17 protein-coding genes are annotated in these 18,349 nt (G+C 60.9%); 9 read left to right on the top strand and 8 right to left on the bottom strand.

The window, feature by feature from the left end; genetic code table 11:
• Positions 1 to 24: 24 nt before the first annotated feature.
• Positions 25 to 669 (bottom strand): L-threonylcarbamoyladenylate synthase, encoded by a 645-nt coding sequence (locus tag GRAN_RS20850; RefSeq protein WP_128915143.1) that lies wholly within the window; start codon positions 667 to 669, stop codon positions 25 to 27.
• Between the two features lie 127 nt (positions 670 to 796).
• On the opposite strand from GRAN_RS20850, the gene GRAN_RS20845 reads away from it, so the two are divergent.
• From GRAN_RS20845 to GRAN_RS20830, 5 genes are all read left to right on the top strand, one after another.
• Positions 797 to 1,609 (top strand): TrmH family RNA methyltransferase, encoded by an 813-nt coding sequence (locus GRAN_RS20845; RefSeq protein ID WP_241655049.1) that lies wholly within the window; start codon positions 797 to 799, stop codon positions 1,607 to 1,609.
• Positions 1,606 to 2,964, top strand: a complete 1,359-nt coding sequence (locus tag GRAN_RS20840; protein WP_128914935.1) for a replication-associated recombination protein A — start codon at positions 1,606 to 1,608, stop codon at positions 2,962 to 2,964. The genes GRAN_RS20845 and GRAN_RS20840 overlap by 4 nt, the downstream gene beginning before the upstream one ends.
• On the top strand, positions 2,954 to 3,484 hold the full coding sequence (locus tag GRAN_RS20835; protein WP_161571080.1) for a DUF2199 domain-containing protein: 531 nt from the start codon (positions 2,954 to 2,956) through the stop codon (positions 3,482 to 3,484). Before GRAN_RS20840 ends, GRAN_RS20835 begins: the two co-directional genes overlap by 11 nt.
• Positions 3,485 to 3,744: 260 nt before the next feature.
• Positions 3,745 to 3,879, top strand: coding sequence for a hypothetical protein (locus GRAN_RS26785; protein WP_277751236.1), 135 nt, complete (start codon positions 3,745 to 3,747; stop codon positions 3,877 to 3,879).
• A 22-nt stretch (positions 3,880 to 3,901) separates the two neighbouring features.
• A complete protein-coding gene (locus tag GRAN_RS20830) occupies positions 3,902 to 5,047 on the top strand; it encodes a YeiH family protein (RefSeq protein ID WP_128914933.1) in 1,146 nt (381 codons plus the stop codon).
• Between the two features lie 2 nt (positions 5,048 to 5,049).
• On the opposite strand, the gene GRAN_RS20825 is transcribed toward GRAN_RS20830, so the two are convergent.
• Complete coding sequence (locus GRAN_RS20825; RefSeq protein WP_128914932.1) at positions 5,050 to 5,475, bottom strand: cupin domain-containing protein; 426 nt, start codon at positions 5,473 to 5,475, stop codon at positions 5,050 to 5,052.
• A gap of 48 nt (positions 5,476 to 5,523) precedes the next feature.
• On the opposite strand from GRAN_RS20825, the gene ychF reads away from it, so the two are divergent.
• From ychF to GRAN_RS20805, 4 genes are all read left to right on the top strand, one after another.
• Complete coding sequence (gene ychF / locus GRAN_RS20820; protein WP_128914931.1) at positions 5,524 to 6,621, top strand: redox-regulated ATPase YchF; 1,098 nt, start codon at positions 5,524 to 5,526, stop codon at positions 6,619 to 6,621.
• Between the two features lie 502 nt (positions 6,622 to 7,123).
• A complete protein-coding gene (locus tag GRAN_RS20815) occupies positions 7,124 to 8,398 on the top strand; it encodes an alkaline phosphatase family protein (protein WP_128914930.1) in 1,275 nt (424 codons plus the stop codon).
• 77 nt (positions 8,399 to 8,475) lie between these two features.
• Positions 8,476 to 9,714 carry a cytochrome-c peroxidase gene (locus tag GRAN_RS20810; protein WP_206662810.1) on the top strand — a complete coding sequence of 413 codons (1,239 nt, stop codon included), beginning with the start codon at positions 8,476 to 8,478 and terminating at the stop codon, positions 9,712 to 9,714.
• A 37-nt stretch (positions 9,715 to 9,751) separates the two neighbouring features.
• Positions 9,752 to 10,987 (top strand): MFS transporter, encoded by a 1,236-nt coding sequence (locus tag GRAN_RS20805; protein ID WP_241655047.1) that lies wholly within the window; start codon positions 9,752 to 9,754, stop codon positions 10,985 to 10,987.
• A gap of 18 nt (positions 10,988 to 11,005) precedes the next feature.
• Here the strand turns inward: GRAN_RS20805 and GRAN_RS20800 are convergent, their stop codons facing one another.
• From GRAN_RS20800 to GRAN_RS20775, 6 genes are all read right to left on the bottom strand, one after another.
• The gene (locus GRAN_RS20800; RefSeq protein ID WP_128914928.1) at positions 11,006 to 13,129 is read right to left on the bottom strand and encodes a protein-disulfide reductase DsbD family protein; all 2,124 of its coding nucleotides are present in this window, start codon (positions 13,127 to 13,129) and stop codon (positions 11,006 to 11,008) included.
• Positions 13,130 to 13,164: 35 nt separating this feature from the next.
• Positions 13,165 to 13,575 (bottom strand): CoA-binding protein, encoded by a 411-nt coding sequence (locus tag GRAN_RS20795; protein WP_128914927.1) that lies wholly within the window; start codon positions 13,573 to 13,575, stop codon positions 13,165 to 13,167.
• A complete protein-coding gene (locus tag GRAN_RS20790; protein ID WP_128914926.1) occupies positions 13,575 to 14,066 on the bottom strand; it encodes a DinB family protein in 492 nt (163 codons plus the stop codon). Before GRAN_RS20790 ends, GRAN_RS20795 begins: the two co-directional genes overlap by 1 nt.
• 140 nt (positions 14,067 to 14,206) lie before the next feature.
• Positions 14,207 to 14,944: a class I SAM-dependent methyltransferase gene (locus GRAN_RS20785; protein ID WP_128914925.1), complete on the bottom strand. Its 738-nt coding sequence runs from the start codon at positions 14,942 to 14,944 to the stop codon at positions 14,207 to 14,209.
• 143 nt (positions 14,945 to 15,087) lie between these two features.
• On the bottom strand, positions 15,088 to 17,574 hold the full coding sequence (locus GRAN_RS20780) for a serine/threonine-protein kinase (protein ID WP_128914924.1): 2,487 nt from the start codon (positions 17,572 to 17,574) through the stop codon (positions 15,088 to 15,090).
• A 94-nt stretch (positions 17,575 to 17,668) separates the two neighbouring features.
• Positions 17,669 to 18,343, bottom strand: coding sequence for a DUF4142 domain-containing protein (locus GRAN_RS20775; RefSeq protein WP_128914923.1), 675 nt, complete (start codon positions 18,341 to 18,343; stop codon positions 17,669 to 17,671).
• Positions 18,344 to 18,349: the final 6 nt, after the last annotated feature.

Here is an 18,349-nt window from a genome sequence, read left to right as displayed (position 1 = left end):
CTGTTCTGAAAGTGATCCGCCTGATCAACGCTGGAGGGCGAGAGCGATCTCGTGTGTAGGAATAGCGCCCTCACGAAGGATCATCCACGAATTACCTCCGCCTGAGAGGTCGACGATCGTTGTGGGGACGGCGCGCGCTGTCGGCCCTCCATCAACGATGAGGTCAAGATGCTCCCCGATCTGGTCGCGAACGGAGGCGGCGTGGGTGCATTCGGGGTGACCCGAGAGATTGGCGGATGTGGCGGTGATGGGCAGGCCGAAGCGGGCGACAACAGCGCGGCAGATCGGGGCTTCCGGGACGCGAAGGGCGACGTTGCCGGTATGGGCCGTGACGCGAAGGGGGAGCTTCCCGCCTGCCCTGACGATGAGCGTGAGCGGACCAGGCCAGAATTTCTCGGCGAGCCGATCGAAGGCGAAGTCGATCTCGCGGGCGAGTTCGTAGGCCTGGGCGACTTCGGCGATGAGGAGAGAGAGAGGCTTGTTGCGGGCGCGGGACTTGAGATCGTAGATGCGGTCGACGGCGCGGAGATTGACTGGATCGACAGCGAGCCCGTAGAAGGTGTCCGTGGGCAGTGCAACCAGATGCCCGGCGTTGAGGGCGCGGACGACGGCGTCTATGTGCTCTGGTTCGGGCTCGTCGGGGTGTATACGGAGAGTCTCGGCCGTCAAATCCTGCTCCTGGGTGCTGGTTCCGGGTGATTCGGTAGTGCCTGCCGCGGGGAGATCCGCAAGTTCGCAGAATAGCATCGCGGGGGGTGTGGCTCAACGCAGGGCAGCCGAAGCGTAAACTTTTGAGATGGGTGAGCGGAACGGAATGGCCGAGATGCCGGGGTTCGTCGTGACGAGCCGGGCGAACGCGCGAGTGAAGCAGTTGCGCGCGGCCACGGCGGGAAATACGCGATTGAGCGGGGGACTGGTTGCGATTGAGGGAGAGACGCTGGTCGGCGAGGCACTGCGCAGCGGGTTGATGCTGAAGACCGTATTCGTGAGCGAACGACGGGAGGTTCCGCGAGGGCTTCCGGCGGGGGTCGAGGTGCTGCGGTGCTCGAACGAAGTGCTTCAGAGCGCGGTCGAGACGCAATCGCCGCAGGGGATAGCGGCACTTGTGCTGCCGAAGGTGTGGGAGATGGCGGATGTGTTCAAGGTGACAGAGCCGCTGCTGCTGATCGCCGTCGGTTTGCAGGATCCGGGAAACCTGGGGACTCTGATCCGGTCGGCAGAAGCGTTTGGTGCTGCGGGAGTGCTGGTGGCGACTGGGACCGTAGGGGCGTGGAACCAGAAGGTTCTGCGAGCTTCGGCCGGGTCGGTTTTTCGCGTGCCCGTGGTACAGGTGACGGAGGCTGAGGTTGTCGGCCTCCGGGAACGCGGCGTGAAGCTTCTGGCGGCGGTCGCGTCGGGAATTGGAGCGCTTCCGGCTGCGACGGCGTCGTTCAAAGGCACCTGCGGGGTGATGATTGGAAACGAAGGAGCCGGACTCGGGGCGAGTTGGGTGGCAATGGCGGATGCACTGGTGACGATTCCCTGCCCCGGAGCCGTCGAGAGCCTGAATGCTGCGGTGGCCGGATCGGTGTTGCTCTATGAGGCGAGCCGTCAACGGAGTGCGGCATGAGCCTCTTCGATGTATCGCCTGTGGCTTCGTCTGGTAGGGGGCCAGCCTCGCGTCGGGCTCCCCTGGCCGAGAGGATGCGTCCGCGGACCCTCGAGGAGTACGTCGGGCAGGAGCATCTGCTTGGGCCGGGCAAGCCTCTGCGTCTGGCTATCGAGCGGGATGATCCCTCTTCGATGATCTTCTGGGGTCCACCGGGAACGGGGAAGACGACGCTTGCGGAGATCATCGCGCAGCGGACCGAGGCCAGCTTTATCGAGTTTTCCGCAGTGCTGAGCGGGATCAAAGAGATCAAGCAAGTGATGGTCGAGGCGGAGAAGGCCGCGGGGTTTGGATCGCGGACGATCCTCTTCGTCGATGAGATTCACCGGTTCAATAAAGCCCAGCAGGATGCGTTTCTGCCGTACGTCGAACGGGGAACGATCCGGCTGATCGGCGCGACGACGGAAAATCCCTCATTCGAGATCAATGCTGCGCTTCTGTCGCGGTGCCGTGTGTATACGCTTCGTGGGTTGAGTGAGGCCCAGGTGATTGCCCTGCTCGAACGGGCTTTGGCGGACTCCGAACGCGGACTTGGGGACATGGGGATCGAGGCTGACGACGAAGCCTTGGCGACTATCGCCTCGTATGCGAGCGGCGATGCGCGAAACGCGCTGAATGCGCTGGACGTGGCGGCGTCGCTTGCCACGGGACGAGGGGAGCGTGTGCTGACGAAGGCGCTTGCCAGCGAGGCGATGCAGCGGCGGGTTCTGCTCTACGATAAGAAGGGCGAGCAGCACTACGATGTCATCTCGGCGCTGCATAAGAGCGTGCGTAACTCGGATGCGGATGCGGCGCTGTACTGGCTTGGAAGAATGCTCGAGGCTGGCGAAGATCCGATGTATGTGGCGCGGCGGGTCGTGCGGATGGCGGTCGAGGATATTGGACTGGCCGCTCCGGAGGCGTTGAACCTGTGCCTGAGCGCGCGGGATGCGATGCACTTTCTCGGGCAGCCCGAGGGCGGGTTGGCGTTGGCACAGGCTGTGGTCTATCTCGCGCTGGCTCCGAAATCGAATGCGGTTTACACGGCATACGGGGCGGTGCAGGCGGATATCGAGAAGACGGCGGCAGACCCGGTACCACTGCATCTGCGGAATGCGCCGACGAAGCTGATGAAGGAACTCGACTATGGGCGTGACTACCAGTACGCGCATGATGTCGAAGGGAAAGTAGCGGCGATGGAGTGTCTTCCGGCCTCGCTCGCCGGCCGGAGATACTTCGTGCCGACTGACCAGGGGCGGGAGAAGGCGCTCGGCGCACGTATGGATGAGATTCGCAGGATCAAAGCAGAGAACGCAGGGAGAGATGATGGGCAGTGAGTTAGCGACGGGATTCGATTGTGACGTGTGCGGACAGCATCATGAGGTATTGCCTCTGAGCTACAGTGTGAAGGCTCCTGCAGCGATGCTGGCAATTCCGGACACGGACTGGAACGAACGGGTGATGATGACGCCGGATCAATGCGTGATTGATGGGAATACGTTCTACCTGCGGGGGAGGATTCCGGTGCCAGTGATCGGGCTCGAGGAGCCGTTTATCTGGGGCGTTTGGGCTGAGGTCGGACCGAAGGATTTCCTGCGGGCGAACGAGCTTTGGAATACGCCTGGGCGCGAATCGGAGGCGCCGTTTCGGGGATACCTCGATACGAATGTCTTCCTGTTCGGGAATACGATGAACCTCGAGGTCTGGGTGCAGACGCAGATCGTTGGGCATCGACCGCACTTTGCCATTGCGAATGAACAGCATCCGCTGGCTATCGAACAGAGGGACGGGATCACGATGGAACGCGTGGTCGAGATCGCGGAGATGGTGCTGCACGCGGGGGAGCCCGAAGCGTAGAGCCAGGGGGTGGCCGCATACGCTGGGCGGGCAAGACCGATGGCTTGTCCGCCCCCCGTAATTTAACGTGCGACTTTGCCAGCTCGTGGTACACCTAACGGATACATGCAGAGCGCCCGCGAACTCGTCTCCTGTCGCCGCATGTTCCTCTTCTGTTGTTGTTAAATCCCTCTGATTACTTCCCTCCTTCTTCCTTCTCTCTGACCTGCGGCCCAACTTGGGTCTGGTCTACCTTCACATTGCATGTTCCGGAGTGACTTATGCCTGCCACGTCGTCTCCCTCGTCTTCTGTCGCCAAGAGGTTCGCTCTATCGTCCGACGTCTGGGCTGTTGTGTTCTCGCTTGCGCTTGCTCTGCTTGTGCGTGTGGGCGTGATCAAGTTCGTGAGTTGGTAGTTCGGATTCCCTGGAGATCGTTATGGCTACAAGTTCCGCGCTTCCGCTTCCGGTTAGGAAAGACCGCGATGACGTCAACGAAAACGGCATTCTCGGGTTGATTCCCGGTATCGCGCTTCTCGCCGTTGTCGGCTACGCGGGCAAGTTCATCGAGCAGTCGATTGCACAGTATGGCAAGGCACATCACCTTGTGCTGCCGAATGTCGAGTACGTGCTTTGGGCGATCCTGATTGGCGTCGTCATTGCGAATACGGTTGGGCTGCCGAAGATCTTTCGCGCGGGCGTCGCCACGTACGAGTTCTGGCTGAAGGCTGGGATCATCCTGCTTGGGGCTCGGTTCATCCTCGGCGACATCCTGCACCTGAGCGGGATCTCGTTTGTGCTGATCTTCCTTGAGCTTGCGATGGCGCTGACGTTCATGACCTTCCTTGGACGTGGATTTAAGCTGTCGCCGAAGCTAATCTCGCTGCTTGCGGTTGGATCGAGCGTCTGCGGCGTCTCGGCAATCATCGCGACGCAGGGTGCGATCGAGGCGGATGAAGAGGATTCGTCTGTGGCGATTGCGGCGATCCTTGCGCTTGGAGCGATCTCACTGGTGTTCTTCCCTCTTGTCGGCCACACGCTGCATATGTCGGATCATGCGTATGGACTTTGGACGGGGCTTGCGGTCGATAATACGGCTGAGGCTACGGCCGCGGGTGCGCTGTACTCGGATGCGGCGGGCAAGTTCGCGGTGCTCGCGAAGACTTGCAGGAATGCGTGCATCGGCTTTGTGGTGCTTGGCTATGCGCTCTACTGGGCGCGCAAGGGGCAGGCGAAGGAGATCGAGAACAAAGGTGCGTTCCTCTGGAAGAAGTTCCCGAAGTTCGTGCTTGGATTCCTGTTCATCTCGTTCGTGGCTACAATCGGCACACTTGATCCGAAGGTGTTTCCATCACTCGCTGGACTGATTCCGTATGGGTTTACCAAGGCTCAGATCGTGGCGCTTGGGAACCTGAGCCGATGGGCGTTTCTACTGACCTTCGCTGGCGTTGGTCTGAGGACGAGCTTTGCCGATCTGAAGAAGCAGGGCTTCAAGCCGTTTGTAGTGGGAGCGATTGGTGAGATTGCGATTGCCGCGATCACGCTTGTGCTTGTGCTGGCCGCGGATCACTACCATCACCTTTAAGTTCAGGTCTTCTTCCGGATGAAGGTCTCGGGTGAGCCTTCGTCCGGGTTGACGAAGATGACGTCCTTCGGGTCGCGTCTCGGCGTGTCGAGGGCCAGGAAGACTACGGGCTGCTCGAGGATCTGCGGCATCGCGTGGATGGTGTTGCGCTGGAAGACCAGGAGATGACCGGGAGCGAAGGGTGCTTCGTTCGCCGGATCGCCCATCCAGAAGGTTCCTCGGCCGGAGAGGACGTAGAGATGCTCGTCGCAGTTCTGGTGGTAATGCGCTGGAGCTCCGCGATAGACGCGGAAGACGCGGGCGCTGGCTGAGGGCGAATCGGTCAGGTAGGTGTCGAGGAGCATCGTGTCGGCTTGGTCGGGGAAGGAAGCGGCGATCTGGGTGAGGTCGAAGCGGAGGTTCTCCATGGGTGTGATGATAGCGGGCATAATGGAAGAGGACCGTTTGCGGAAGCTTCAGGATAGGAAAAGAACAGAATGCCTTTGAATTGCGGAATCGTTGGGCTTCCCAACGTTGGGAAGAGCACTATTTTCAATGCGCTGACATCAGCCAAAGCGCAGGCGGCGAATTACCCGTTTTGCACGATCGATCCGAATACTGGCGTTGTGACGGTGCCGGATGCGCGGCTGGATAAGATCTCGTCGATGGTGAAGCCGGATCGGACGGTTCCGACGACGATGGAGTTCATCGACATTGCTGGTCTGGTCGAGGGCGCGAGCAAGGGTGAAGGACTTGGCAACCAGTTTCTGGGGCATATCCGTTCGACCGATGCTGTGCTGCATGTCGTGCGGTGCTTTGCCGATCCGGAGGTGATTCACGTTGCGGGTGGCGTGAATCCGCTGCATGACATCGACATCATCAATACCGAGTTGCTGCTCGCGGATTTAGATACGGTTGAGAAGCGCTATGGAAAGATCGAGCGGGTGCTGAAGTCCACTTCGGACAACAAGATCAAGACCGAAGGCGCGGCGCTCGAGAAGCTGCTGGAAGCGCTTCGGGATGGGCGGGCGGCGAGGACTGTCGAGCTTTCCGAGGAAGAGAAGCCCTGGACGCGCGATCTGCATTTGATCACCGCGAAGCCTATGCTCTATGTCGCCAATGTGGATGAGGACGGGCTTCTTGGCGAGAATCCGTGGGTTGCCGCAGTTGAAGGCCGCGCAAAGGAAGATGGAAGCGAGATCGTTCGCATCTGCGGTTCGATGGAATCGGAGATCGCGCAGCTTGAAGTGAGCGAGCGGGCCGAGTTTCTTGAAGGCATGGGACTCGAGGAGCCAGGATTGAACCGGCTGATTCACCAGTCGTACAAACTGCTCGACCTGATCACCTACTTCACGGCTGGCGTTCAGGAGGTTCGGGCGTGGACGATTCGTCGTGGGACGAAGGCTCCTGGCGCTGCGGGCGTGATTCACTCGGACTTCGAGAAGGGGTTCATCAAGGCCGACTGCTATCACTGCGAGGATCTGTTCCGGCTTGGGAGCGAGCAGGCAGTGAAAGAGAAGGGTCTCCTTCGGTCGGAAGGCAAGGAATACATCGTGAAGGATGGCGATATTCTCTTCTTCAAGTTCAACGTTTAGCCGCGCTGGGGGGTGTACCCCCCTCCCCACTGTCGGGGCGCAAGTATTTTGTTATCAAGGGCTTACGGTTGCACATCCGCTGCAAATATCAGATTTCAAAGGACTTACGCCCTAAATATTAGTAGATAAAGGACTTAGCGCTAGTTTCCCGCTGATGCCCCCGAGCTCCTGGCTTCGAAGTGAGCGAAGCACCTGCGGCGGGGGAAGTGACATTAGGAAAGGACGCTACCCTGGGGCGGTCCTGATTGTTTCTTCCTCTGCTTTAATTGTACCGAGACGACCATAACTAAAAGGACACGATTTATTATTTATATTTCCTTTTAAATGAGCGACTTATCGTTTCCTACCCCTTGACAGGTTTTTGCCTGCTAGCGCCCTTCGCTTCATCGGCCTGGGGGCCACAGAGTTGTCAGGTTACAAGCCGCCCGAGAATTCAACGAAGATTCAAATCTCCTTCAAATTGTGGAACGTCGCCTGCGCGACTCTACTCGAGGAGAACTCGATGCCTGGACAACTTGGGAAACAGAAGAAGCTAAAGCTGATGCTTTCGCTTGGGGGCGCTGTCGCGCTTGTGGTGGCCATGGTGGCATGCGCGGGTAGCATTACGCCGGTCGCGACAACGACGACGGCTTCGAGCACCGCGATTGCCGGCGGGAAGATCAAGCATGTATTCGTGATCACGCTTGAGAATGAGAACTACTCCACCACCTTCGGTGCGACTACGAAGTCGCCCTACCTGGCTACGACGCTGACGGCGAAGGGTGCGCTGCTGACGCAGTACTTCGGCACGGGGCATGTGAGCCTGGATAACTATATTTCGATGATGAGCGGGCAGGCGGGAACTCCTCAGACGATCTCGGACTGCAATACGTTCGCGGACTATAAGCTCACCGGGACGACGGCGGATGGACAGTCGATGGGCACGGGCTGCGTTTATCCGGCGACCGTGCTGACGCTGGCCGACCAGGTGAAGGCTGCCGGGTTTACCTGGAAGGGATACATGGGCGATATGGGCAACGATCCATCGCGTGAGAGCGCGACGTGCGGTCACCCGGCACTGAACGCGACCGATCTGACCCAGATTGCCGAGGCTCCGAGCGCCACGGTGCCCGCGGGCGACCAGTATGCGACGCGGCATAATCCGTTCATGTACTTCCACTCGATCATCGATTCGAGCGACTGCGCGACGCACGTTGTGAACCTGAACAACAACCTGCAGACGGACCTGGGGTCGCTGTCTACCACGGCGAACTTTACGTTCATCACGCCGAGCCTGTGCGACGACGGCCACGATGCGCCTTGCGTCGATGGGCGGCCGGGCGGGTTGACGTCGGCGGATGCCTTCCTGCAGAAGTGGATTCCGATTATCCAGGCTTCGCCGGCGTATGCCGATGGGCTGATCATCATCAACTTCGATGAGAGCGGCGCGGCGAGTACAAGCGTGGACGCTTCGGGCAATATCAACGTGGTGGAGACGGGTGCGGTGTGCTGCAACCAGCAGCCCGGTCCGAACCTTGCCGCTTACCCGATGAGCCAGACCTTTCCGTACAAGGGCGCGGGTTACAACCTGACCTACCAGAACTATGGCGGCGATGTGACCGGCGCGGTGCTTCTATCTCCGTTCATCAAGGGTGGAACGGTATCGAATACGCCGTATAACCACTATTCGCTGCTGCGTTCGATCGAGGATATCTTCGGGATCACGACGCACCTTGGCTACGCGGGACAGACCGGGCTGGTGAGCATGGGAACGGATATCTTCAACAACGTGCAGTAAGAACCAACGAACGTTTTGTGGTCCCTTGATCGCTTTGCGGTCAGGGGACTTTCGCTTTTTCTCCAGCCATGGTTTCGATGTCTCGAATTACATTTCTCTCGGCGATTCTTACGTTTTCTCTTGTGGCTGTCGGCTGCAACGGGCCTGGGCGCGAGCGGGGCGCGGCTGTTCCAGTGTCGGCGGTGTCGGCTGCGACGGCTGATCCTGTTGCTTTGCTTGGGCGTTCTCTTTTCTTCGACCCTTCTCTGTCGGCTTCGGGAAAGCTCTCATGCGCTTCGTGCCATGATCCGGGACATGCTTATGCTCCGGCTAACACGCTGTCGGTGCAGCGTGGTGGAGCCGAGATGAAGAGCGCCATCTTTCGTGCGGTTCCTTCGTTGAGCTATGTGCTTGGGCGCACGCCGAACTGGCACCAGGAGCGGGCGAGTTCGTTCGTGGAACGGCTGGAGGAGAACGATAATCCGCCTTTCGGCGGGTTTGGGTGGGATGGGCGGTTCAAGACCCTGGGAGAGCAGGCGGCGTTTCCGCTGCTTTCGCCGGAGGAGATGGCGAACGCGGGGGCTTCGGCCGTTCTGGAAAAGCTGAAAGGCACGGACTACGCTGCGCGGATTCGGAAGACGTTTGGGGATGAGGCGTTGCGCGATCCGGATGCGGCGATGGCAGCGGTTGGGAAGGCTTTGGAGCGCTTCGAGCTGACAGATGCGAGCTTTCATCCCTACTCGAGCAAGTTCGATGCGGTGCTCGATGGGAAAGCGGCGTTCTCGGAGGCGGAGGCGCGTGGGGAGCGGCTGTTCAACGATCCGGCGCGGGGGAACTGCGCTTCGTGCCACACGAGCGCAAGAGGCGCGGACGGGTCGCATCCGCTCTTCACCAACTTTCAGTTCGAGGCGCTTGGCGTGCCTCGGAATGGGACGCTTGGGGCGAATAAGGACTCCACCTTTTATGATTTGGGACTTTGTGGGCCACTGCGCAAGGATCAGTCGGCGACCGAGGCGTACTGCGGGATGTTCAAGACGCCTACGCTTCGCAACGTGGCTACGCGGGGGGCCTTCTTTCACAATGGCCGGTTCCATACGCTGCGGGAGGCGTTGGAGTTTTATGTGGAGCGGGATACGAATCCGGAGAAGTTTTACCCACGCGGGAAGGGCGGGGCGGTCGACAGGTTCGACGATCTGCCGGCGAAGTATCGGGCGAATGTGGATATTGTCGATCTTCCGCTGACGAAGCATCGGGGCGAGACGCCGGTGTGGTCTGAGCGGAATATCGATGATGTGATGGCGTTTCTGCAGACGCTTACGGATGGGTATGGGCAGTGATTCGGATTGACTGGAATGGACGGATCGATGGGATATAGTGGCTAAGACCGTGGTTTTCTTACGCCGGATCTTTCGTGCATTCCAGTATCGTGACTTCCGCATCATGTGGCTGGGAGCGTGTGTCTCCACGATCGGCACCTTTGTGCAGCAGTTCGCGCAGAGCTGGCTGGTCTATGACCTGACGAAAGACCCGTTTTACCTCGGGCTCGATCTCTTTCTCGGACAGCTTCCCTTTATGTTGTTTTCGCTTGTCGGGGGCGTGTTTGCCGACCGCCTCGACAGGAAGAAGATGCTGCTCTGTTCGCAGGTCATCCAGATGGTCTGCGCGTTCGCGCTGGCGCTGCTCTTCTTCCTGCACGTGGTGAAGGTGTGGCACATCCTCACGCTTTCGTTCCTGGTTGGGGTGGGGCAGTCGTTTGGCGGACCGGCTTACTCGGCGCTGTTGCCTACGCTGGTTGGGCCTGAGGATCTGGCGAACGCGATCTCGATGAACTCGATCCAGTTCAACCTGGCGCGGATTATCGGGCCGACGATTGGCGGGCTGGCGTATACGGCGCTCGGGGCGACGTGGTGCTTTACGCTGAACGGGATCTCTTATCTTGCGGTGATTGTGTCGCTGGTCGTGATCAAGGTGAAGTTCGTTCCGGCGAAGACGCAGAACTCCGTGATGAAGAGCATGCATGAAGGGATACGGTTCATCCGGGAGCGCGAGGGACTGACTGCGCTGGTGGTTCTGGCGTTCTGCACGACTCTGTTTGGGTTTTCGCTGTCGGGGTTTCTGCCGGTGATCGTGCGGACGATCTTTCACAAGGGGCCGGAGACGTATGAGCTTCTGCTGGTGTGCTCGGGAGCTGGATCGATCTGTGGGGCGCTGATTGTGGCAGCTATGGAACGGCTTAAGGGACAGGGGCGGATCGCGCTGATGACGTTGTCGGGGCTTGGGCTGGCGACGGCCGGGTTCGCGTTCTCGCGGTGGCTGCCGCTCTCGTGCGTGCTGATCTTTCTGAGCGGGATGATGGTGATGGCTTCGGCTTCGCTGATGATTTCGCTGGTGCAGTTGATCGTCGCGGACTCGATGCGCGGGCGCGTGATGAGCGTGTACAACCTTGCGTTCCGGGCGGGGATTCCGCTGGGGGCGCTGGTGATGGGGAAGATGATTCCCTGGTGGGGCGTGTCGAAAGCGGTGTCGGGGTTTGGGCTGGCGCTGGTGGGCGTGGCGGTTTATTTCTTTATCGTGCTGAAGAACACGGGTACGTTCCGGAAGCTTGCCTGATTCTCCGCGAGCGGACGCTTACTTCGTGTCCTTGTCGATGGCATCGAGTACAACACCCTTGGTGAGGACCTCGGGGAGGACGTCGGCGGCGGCTTCATTGGCCGTGGGGTAGATCACGTACGTGGGGACGCCGGAGCGGTTGAGTGCGGCGAGCTCTTTGGTGATGGCGGGGTCGTACTGGGTCCAGTCGGCGCGGATGAGGGTGACCTTGCGGTCGGCTAGTTGCTTCTGGACCTCGGCGGAGCGGAGGACGACGCGCTCGTTGACCTGGCAGGAGAGGCACCAGGCGGCGGTGAAGTCGATGAACACGGGCTTGCCGGCGGCGCGAGCGTCGGCGACGGTCTGCGTGGTGTAGGGGAGCCAGGTGAGGCTTGTGTCCTTGGGTTGATACAGCGGGAAGGCGATCGCCAGAGCACCGAGGACGACGGCGGTGATGGTGCTCTTGAGCTGGGCGGGCCAGCGGGCGAGAGCCCAGCCGGCGATGGCCAGGAGCAGGAGGCTCAGGAGAAGATCCGACTCGCGGTTGACGCCGAGGCTGGGGTTGGTGGGCGAGGCGTAGAGGTTGCCGTAGACCCAGAGGAGCCAGGCGACGGTCGCGAAGAGGGGGACGGAGGTGAGTTGCTTGAGGGTCTCCATCCAGGCGCCGGGCTTGGGGAGGATCTTGATCCAGGCGGGTTGGAAGCTCAGGGCGAGATAGGGGACGGCGAGGCCGAGGCCTAACGCGGTGAAGACGGCGAAGGTGATTCCGGCCGGTTGGGCGAGGGCGAAGCCGATGGCTGCTCCCATGAGCGGCGCGGTGCATGGGGTGGCGACGATGGTGGCGAGGACTCCGGTGAAGAAGCTGCCGGTGTAGCCCTGCTTTTTGGCGAGGTCGCCGCCGACGCTGGTGAGGGACAGGCCGAGGTCGAACTGGCCGGCGAGCGATAAGGCGAAGAAGAAGAGGCCGAGCGCGAGGATGGCGATGAAGGTCGGGGACTGGAGCTGGAAGCCCCATCCGGCCTGGCTGCCGCCGGCGCGCAGGATGAGGAGGGCGGCGACGATGATCCAGAAGGAGACGAGGATGCCGAGGGTGTAGACGAGGCCGTGGGCGCGGAGGCGGGAGCGCTCTTCGCTCGAGGACTGGACTAAGGCGAGCCCCTTCAAGAACAGGACCGGGAAGACACAGGGCATCAGGTTGAGGATGATGCCGCCGAGGAAGGCGAGGCCGATGGCTACGGGGATGGTGACGCCGCTGGCCTGGGTTCCTTTGCCGGGGGCGATGGGCACTTCGCCGGGGACTACGGGAGCGGTGACGTCGTAGGACTCCTTGTCGGAGAGCTTGATGACGCCGCGCATCTCTTTGGGCAGGGCGGGGGTTGTTAGCTGGTGGGTCTGGGTGTCGGTGGAGCGGGGGATGCGGAGCTGGAAGCCACCGGGGATCAGGGTGAGGTCCTGGTCGGCGGCGTTGTCGATCTGGTCGGCCTCGTAGGGGTAGAACTCGGCGTCGTCGACCTTCTTGTTGGTGATGAGGGTGAGGACGAAGTCTTTCTTGCCGCCGAGGATGGAGTACTGCATGGTCGGCGGGAGGACGGAGGGCAGGAGCGTCAGTGCGGTGCCGAGGGCTCCTACGGGGGCTGGCGTGGGGATGGGGGTGGTGACGGCGGTGAGGTTCAGGCCGAGATGCGCGCGGCCGGGGATGCAGGTCTGGGAGCAGACGAGCCAGTCGACCTTGGCATCGAGATGGATGGGACCGGGCTTGACGGTCTTATCAGCGGTGAGGGTGATGGGGAATGCGGCGGTATCTTCGTAGCCGAAGTCCATGAGCGGGCCGAGCGGGAGGCGCGAGGGCGCGGGGAATTGCAGGGGGCTGGCGGTGATGCCGGGGGGGAGGGTCCAGGTGATGTGGGGCGGCTGGCCGGAGTCGCCGGCGTTGCGCCAGTAGACGTGCCAGTGCTCTTCGAGCGTGAGGACGAGGCCCGCCTGGAGGGTTCCGCCGGGGTTGATGCTCGGCGAGAGGGTTGTGAGCTCAGCCGTGAGGTGCTGCGCCTTGACGGGGCCGGGGCCGCCGTCGCCCACCACGTTGAGCTGAGCGGGAGCGGGGAGAGTGCCGCTGAGGAGGATCAGGAGTGCCAGCAGGATCGAGTTGGAACGGGCGCACGTCATCACACCTGATTGTAGATGCGCGAGAACCCGGTTAGTTACAGGTGGCGGTGCTCGACCATGATGCAGTGGTCCATGACGACGCGGATGCCTCCGGCTTCGGCGTGGGCGGCGGCTTCGTGGTTGACGATGCCCTGCTGGATCCAGATGTTGGGGAGGCCGAGGGTGAGCATCTCGTCCACGATGGCGGGGATGGCTTTGGGAAGGCGGAAGACGTCGACGATGGCGGGCCTGATGCCGGAGGAGACGAGTTCCGTCAGCGAGGGCCAGGATTTTTCGCCCAACACCTCGTCGATGGATGGGTTGATGGGGTAGATCGTGTAGCCGTGCTGCTGCATGTAGGCGGAGACGTAGTGGCTCGGCTTCTGCGGGTCGGCGGAGAGGCCGATGACGGCGATGCTACGGGGCGGGGTGCCGAGCATTGCGCGGATGGCTTCCGGCTCGTTCATTATTTTTTCCAGATGCCGAGGAGACGGCGCAGGAGGACGAGTTCGCCTAGATGGTAGGCGTTGTGATCGGCAACGAGGAGGGCTTCACGCAGGAGGTTCTGGCCTTCGCCCCAGCGGAAGGGCTTGTAGAGGTCGCCGGATGCGACGAGGGACTGGAACTTCTCGAGGTCGTTGTGGATCGCGGCGATGGCGGCGTTATCCCAGGAGCCGGGGTATGGGGGCTCGGGAGACTCAGGCCAGTAGGCCTTGGGCCACTCGATGGGCTGGTAGCCGCCGGTGGGTGGCGCGGAGAAGTCGAGGATGTCGCGGAGGGTGATGCGCATGTGCTCGAGCAACTGCCAGGCGGAGTAGGGGAGGTTTTCGGGGACGGTGGCGCGGAGTTCGACGGGGAAGTCTTTGACGGCGGCGTCGAAGGTGGCGTGAGCCTGGCCGCCATCGAGGAGGGCTTTGAGCTGCTTGCGGATTTCTTCGTTGTGCGGTTCGGTTGGCATGTGTTCCCTTCCTTGGCTTTGGATGCGGGTGGAGGGGCTTGGGTTCTTTGGAGTGCTATTTGGGTTCAAGGGAGGACACAAGGACACACGCAGATTCCCTTCGGGAATGACAACCAGAGAATCAACGGCAAAAACAAACATCAGCGGGGTTTGCGGGCTATGACTACCGTGAGGGGTGGGAATGTGGTGACGAGGCTGCCGTGTTTTGTCGTTACTTCGAGACCAAGCAGGCGGAATGCCTCGGCGTACTCGCCGGTGCGTTTGTAGTCGGAGATGAGGGCCGTTCCGCCGGGTTTGAGGACGCGGACGATTTGCCGGAGAGCCACGGTGCGGGTAGCCCGATCGTAGATGTTGTGAAGGCAGAGGTTCGAGACGACGACGTCGAAGGTGGCATCGGGGAACGGCATCTGTTGGGCCGGGATGCTGATGAGCGTGGCTCGAGAGGTGACGCCTTCGAGTTGCAGATTGTGGGTGGTGGCTTCGGGGGAGTTGCCGCCCATGTCGACGTTCGACCAGACGTCGATGCCGGTGGCGTGGCCGTCGGGGATACGTTTGGCGGCTCCGGCGAGAAGAAGGCCACGGCCACAGCCTACGTCGAGGACCTGCTCGTCGCCGCGCCAGTTATGGAGCGAGAGCATGAAGTCGCGGTGGCGGAACTTGCCTACCTTGACGTAGAGGAGGAACAACAGGCCCTCGCCGATGAGGAAGCCTGCGGGCCAGAAGAGGGATGGGGAGTTCAGCGCTACGTTTGGCGCGAGATGCACGGTGCGTGGCAGGAAGATCGCGAGGAGAAGGAAGACTACTCCGGCGAGGAAGAGGTTGCGCATGACGGCGGGGGCGTCGATGCCATAATCGGGGCGGGTAATGGGTTTGGCCATGATTCTCCTTCATGCCGCACTTCACGCGGATGACAGGATTATCTTCAGACCGATGAGGTGAAAGAGATAGTGCGCGGTATCACGTATGGCGGGTGACACATGTCATGAACGGCAATCGCGAACGTAGAGGTTGCGCGGATGCCTTACTTCCGAATCTGAGCCAGAAGACGCCGCCAGTTCTTCTGGTTGCGCCGGTAGCTCTTCTTCAAATCCTCGAGAATCCTCTCGAAATCACCGTGCCCCGAGAGCTTCTTCCAGGCGGGATTGATGGAGAACCACGGATAGTTTTCGTTGCCTAGATAAATCGCCCGACGCAGCCAATGCAACGCCTCCGACTCATCTCCATCGACAGCAAAGTAGGTCGCGAGCCGATAAGCCATCTCACTATCGGCCTCGGCAGCCGATAGCGTCTCATCCACGATGAAACTCGCGGCCTTATTCCGTTCGCCGAGCTGCACATAGCAGAGCGCAATCGTCGGATACACGATGCGCATCGTGTCATCTTCGCGCACCACGGCTTCAAGCGTCGCGACCGCCTTCGAGAGATCGCCGAGCCGCATCTCCTGATACCCCTTGGATATCCGCAAGAGCGGCTGCCGCGGTTCCAGCGTCAGCCCTTTGTCGATCTCATCGCCGGCAAGCTCAAGCTGATTCTGATACTGATACACCCGTGCGCGATGGTTATAGATCAAAGCCGCATTCGATGGATTCATATGCAGCGATGTATTGAACTGATCGAGAGCCTCCTCGTACATTCCATCGATCCGCAGCGTCATTCCGGCGACCATGTGGACGTTCCAGTCGTTCCCTGCCGTCTGCAGAAGGTTCTCGATGCCATGCCTCGCCGACTCCTTCTCGCCGCGCGACAGCAGCATGTAAACCCGGTAAAGATTCGCCTCGACAGACCCCGGATCAAGCTTCAGCGCTTTCTCGAACGCCCTCCGCGCCTCGAGCACATGCATCTGCCCGCCAAGCCCATGCCGCGCATACTGCAGATGCGTAATGCCGAGCCCGGACCATCCTGGAGCATAGTCATCATCCTGCTTCACGACGGACTCGAACAGCTCTCGCGCGCGATTGAGATCATCGCGGCTCCCGGTTCGCGACATGAACGAAGAAAGCACCGCTCGGGCCTGCAGATACTCCTCGGAAAGATCCTCGCTCAGCGAAGTCGTCGAGACTCTCGATCCATCGTTCTGCAGATCGCCAAAGCCCTGCAGCGTGGCGAATACCTCGTTACAGATTTCCGTCTGCACTGAGATCAGGTCGAACGAGGCCACATTGATCGAGCCACCCGCACGAACGCTCTGCCCCGGAACATCGAGCAACTGCCAGTTAAGATCGAAGCCATCGTTCGACCGGAGGAAGTTCCCTGCAAGCACAAAGTGGACAAGCAGCTTCTTCCCGATACTCAACGGATCAAGCTGCTGCGTCGGCACCGTCATCAGCGAGCTTGACGGTCTCACCACAAGCGAGGGCATCCTCGCCAGCCGCGCCGCGATCGCATCCGCCAGCGCATAGCCGTACAACGGCGCCACATCTCCCGGAGCGCCGGGCGTCCCGAAGTTGACGAACGGGAGCACGACGATCGTGTTCTGCTTCCCCACTGCCGCCGCGCTCGACTCGCGGAATCGCTCCGCGAGCATCGACAGAATGCCTGTCGTCCTCTTCTCCTCTTCCGGGCTTTCAAGCTGCAAGCGCCCTTGCGGAGAGCCGTGATGCGCGACGGTATCGCCGGGCATCACCACCGAGTCCAACTGCAGCGTCTTCATCAGGGTCCGCAAGGCCTCACGAACGTCGGCGGCGGAGGAATACCGCGCCGAAGGCTGCTTCTCCAGACACCGCAGGATAACGGACTCCAACTCCACCGGGAGCGTCGGAACGATCTGCCGCAGCGACGGTGGATCGGCGAATTGCACCGCGCGGATGCTCTGAAATTCAGGCGCGTCGGGCCGGTGAAACGGATGCCGCCCGCTCGCAAGCTCGTACAAAATTAAACCAAGCGCAAAGATATCGGACTGGACGCTCGACTGCCCGGTCACGAATTGCTCCGGAGCCATGTACGCGACAGTCCCGCCGCGAGCCGTGTAGGTCGCGCTTGGCGTCAGCGGAGCAGGCGTCGCCGGAGCGGAGGGATCGAATTCTGCTTCCTCAACGTTGTTCAGCCGGCGAGCGAGGCCGAAGTCAAGGATCTTAACCAGTCCGCCCTCGGTCAGCATCACGTTCGCCGGCTTGAGATCCCGGTGAAAGATGCCGATCTGGTGCGCGGCCGAAAGGCCATCGGAGACTTGAATGCCGATCGAAAGAAGCACCTGAAGGCTTGCGGGTCCCGCAGCGATCACCTTATCCAGGCTCTTGCCCGGAATGTACTGCATGACGATGTACGCTTCGTCGTCTTCTTCCCCTACGTCGTAGATGGCGCAGACATTGAGGTGGTCGATCGCAGAAGCCAGTCGCGCCTCGCGAAGCTGCGTTGTCCGCATCTGCTCCGGCGTCAGAGCGCCGCGCTTCAACAGCTTCAGCACGACGGGCCGCTGGAGGAGCATGTCGTTCGCGAGGTAAACGACCCCGCTTCCGCCGGCTCCGATTTTGCGGATGAACTCGTAGTGCCCAATGACTCGGCGCTTCATACCACCCATTATCTCAAGCGCCGATGTGGGTAAGCCGCCCAGAGGACCTCAATCCTGCCCGCGTCCCGATTTGCACAGGCTGTTCGAGTTTTTTCTAAGGAGTTGGCGCGTTCGGTTTGCCAGGCGGCGGAACCGCGATGCCCTTCTCACGGGCAATCTTCATGACCATGTGGGTGTGCTCCCGAATGATGCCTTCGCCCTTCTCCACGGCCGCTTTCAGGGTCGGATCGTTGGTCGAAGTGGCCTCTTCGTGGAACTCGCGAAGATCTTTGCGGTGGTCCTTCACCATGTCGGCAAGGTATTCCTTGTCGAAATCATCCCCGGTCAGCGCGCTTAGCTTCTCGTATTCCGCCTGATCCATCTTGTTCATCGTCTTCGGCAGGCGAACTCCGATCGAGTCGGCGATCGGCTTCATCTCGTCGTTCAGGAGCGTGTGATCCGTCACCATCCTGCTGCCAAATGTCTTGACATCCTCGCTGCCGGCCTTCTCCGCTGCAAGCTGTCCGAACTTCACCTCGGCGATTCCGCCCTCGGCCGATTTGCGCAGGAAGATCTTGTCCTTCATCTGCTGACCGGTCATTCCGGGAACTCCGGAGGAGTCCTGTGGAAGCAGTTGCGGCTGTGCGTTGGCGTGGGCTCCGGGTTGCTGCTGTTCGCGCTGGGACTGCTGGATCGGGGCTTCGCTCGGGTCATTCTGGGCGAGCGCAAGCCCAGGACTCAGAACAAGGACTGCACCGAAAAGTATTCGAGGTACGCACATCGACTGCATGGGAAC

The organism is Granulicella sibirica (genome assembly GCF_004115155.1).
Classification (GTDB): Bacteria; Acidobacteriota; Terriglobia; order Terriglobales; family Acidobacteriaceae; genus Edaphobacter; species Edaphobacter sibiricus.
The sequence above is the reverse complement of the archived record's forward strand: the minus strand, read 5'-3'. Positions and strand labels throughout refer to the sequence as shown.

What these genes read in the sequence shown, in the direction of transcription:
- GRAN_RS20845 (WP_241655049.1), top strand. Translation starts at nt 797, where the DNA reads ATGGGTGAGCGGAACGGAATGGCCGAGATGCCGGGGTTCGTCGTGACG.
- GRAN_RS20840 (WP_128914935.1), top strand. Translation starts at nt 1,606, where the DNA reads ATGAGCCTCTTCGATGTATCGCCTGTGGCTTCGTCTGGTAGGGGGCCA.
- GRAN_RS20835 (WP_161571080.1), top strand. Translation starts at nt 2,954, where the DNA reads ATGGGCAGTGAGTTAGCGACGGGATTCGATTGTGACGTGTGCGGACAG.
- GRAN_RS26785 (WP_277751236.1), top strand. Translation starts at nt 3,745, where the DNA reads ATGCCTGCCACGTCGTCTCCCTCGTCTTCTGTCGCCAAGAGGTTCGCT.
- GRAN_RS20830 (WP_128914933.1), top strand. Translation starts at nt 3,902, where the DNA reads ATGGCTACAAGTTCCGCGCTTCCGCTTCCGGTTAGGAAAGACCGCGAT.
- GRAN_RS20825 (WP_128914932.1), bottom strand. Translation starts at nt 5,475, where the DNA reads ATGCCCGCTATCATCACACCCATGGAGAACCTCCGCTTCGACCTCACC.
- ychF (WP_128914931.1), top strand. Translation starts at nt 5,524, where the DNA reads ATGCCTTTGAATTGCGGAATCGTTGGGCTTCCCAACGTTGGGAAGAGC.
- GRAN_RS20815 (WP_128914930.1), top strand. Translation starts at nt 7,124, where the DNA reads ATGCCTGGACAACTTGGGAAACAGAAGAAGCTAAAGCTGATGCTTTCG.
- GRAN_RS20810 (WP_206662810.1), top strand. Translation starts at nt 8,476, where the DNA reads ATGTCTCGAATTACATTTCTCTCGGCGATTCTTACGTTTTCTCTTGTG.
- GRAN_RS20800 (WP_128914928.1), bottom strand. Translation starts at nt 13,129, where the DNA reads ATGACGTGCGCCCGTTCCAACTCGATCCTGCTGGCACTCCTGATCCTC.
- GRAN_RS20795 (WP_128914927.1), bottom strand. Translation starts at nt 13,575, where the DNA reads ATGAACGAGCCGGAAGCCATCCGCGCAATGCTCGGCACCCCGCCCCGT.
- GRAN_RS20790 (WP_128914926.1), bottom strand. Translation starts at nt 14,066, where the DNA reads ATGCCAACCGAACCGCACAACGAAGAAATCCGCAAGCAGCTCAAAGCC.
- GRAN_RS20785 (WP_128914925.1), bottom strand. Translation starts at nt 14,944, where the DNA reads ATGGCCAAACCCATTACCCGCCCCGATTATGGCATCGACGCCCCCGCC.
- GRAN_RS20780 (WP_128914924.1), bottom strand. Translation starts at nt 17,574, where the DNA reads ATGAAGCGCCGAGTCATTGGGCACTACGAGTTCATCCGCAAAATCGGA.
- GRAN_RS20775 (WP_128914923.1), bottom strand. Translation starts at nt 18,343, where the DNA reads ATGCAGTCGATGTGCGTACCTCGAATACTTTTCGGTGCAGTCCTTGTT.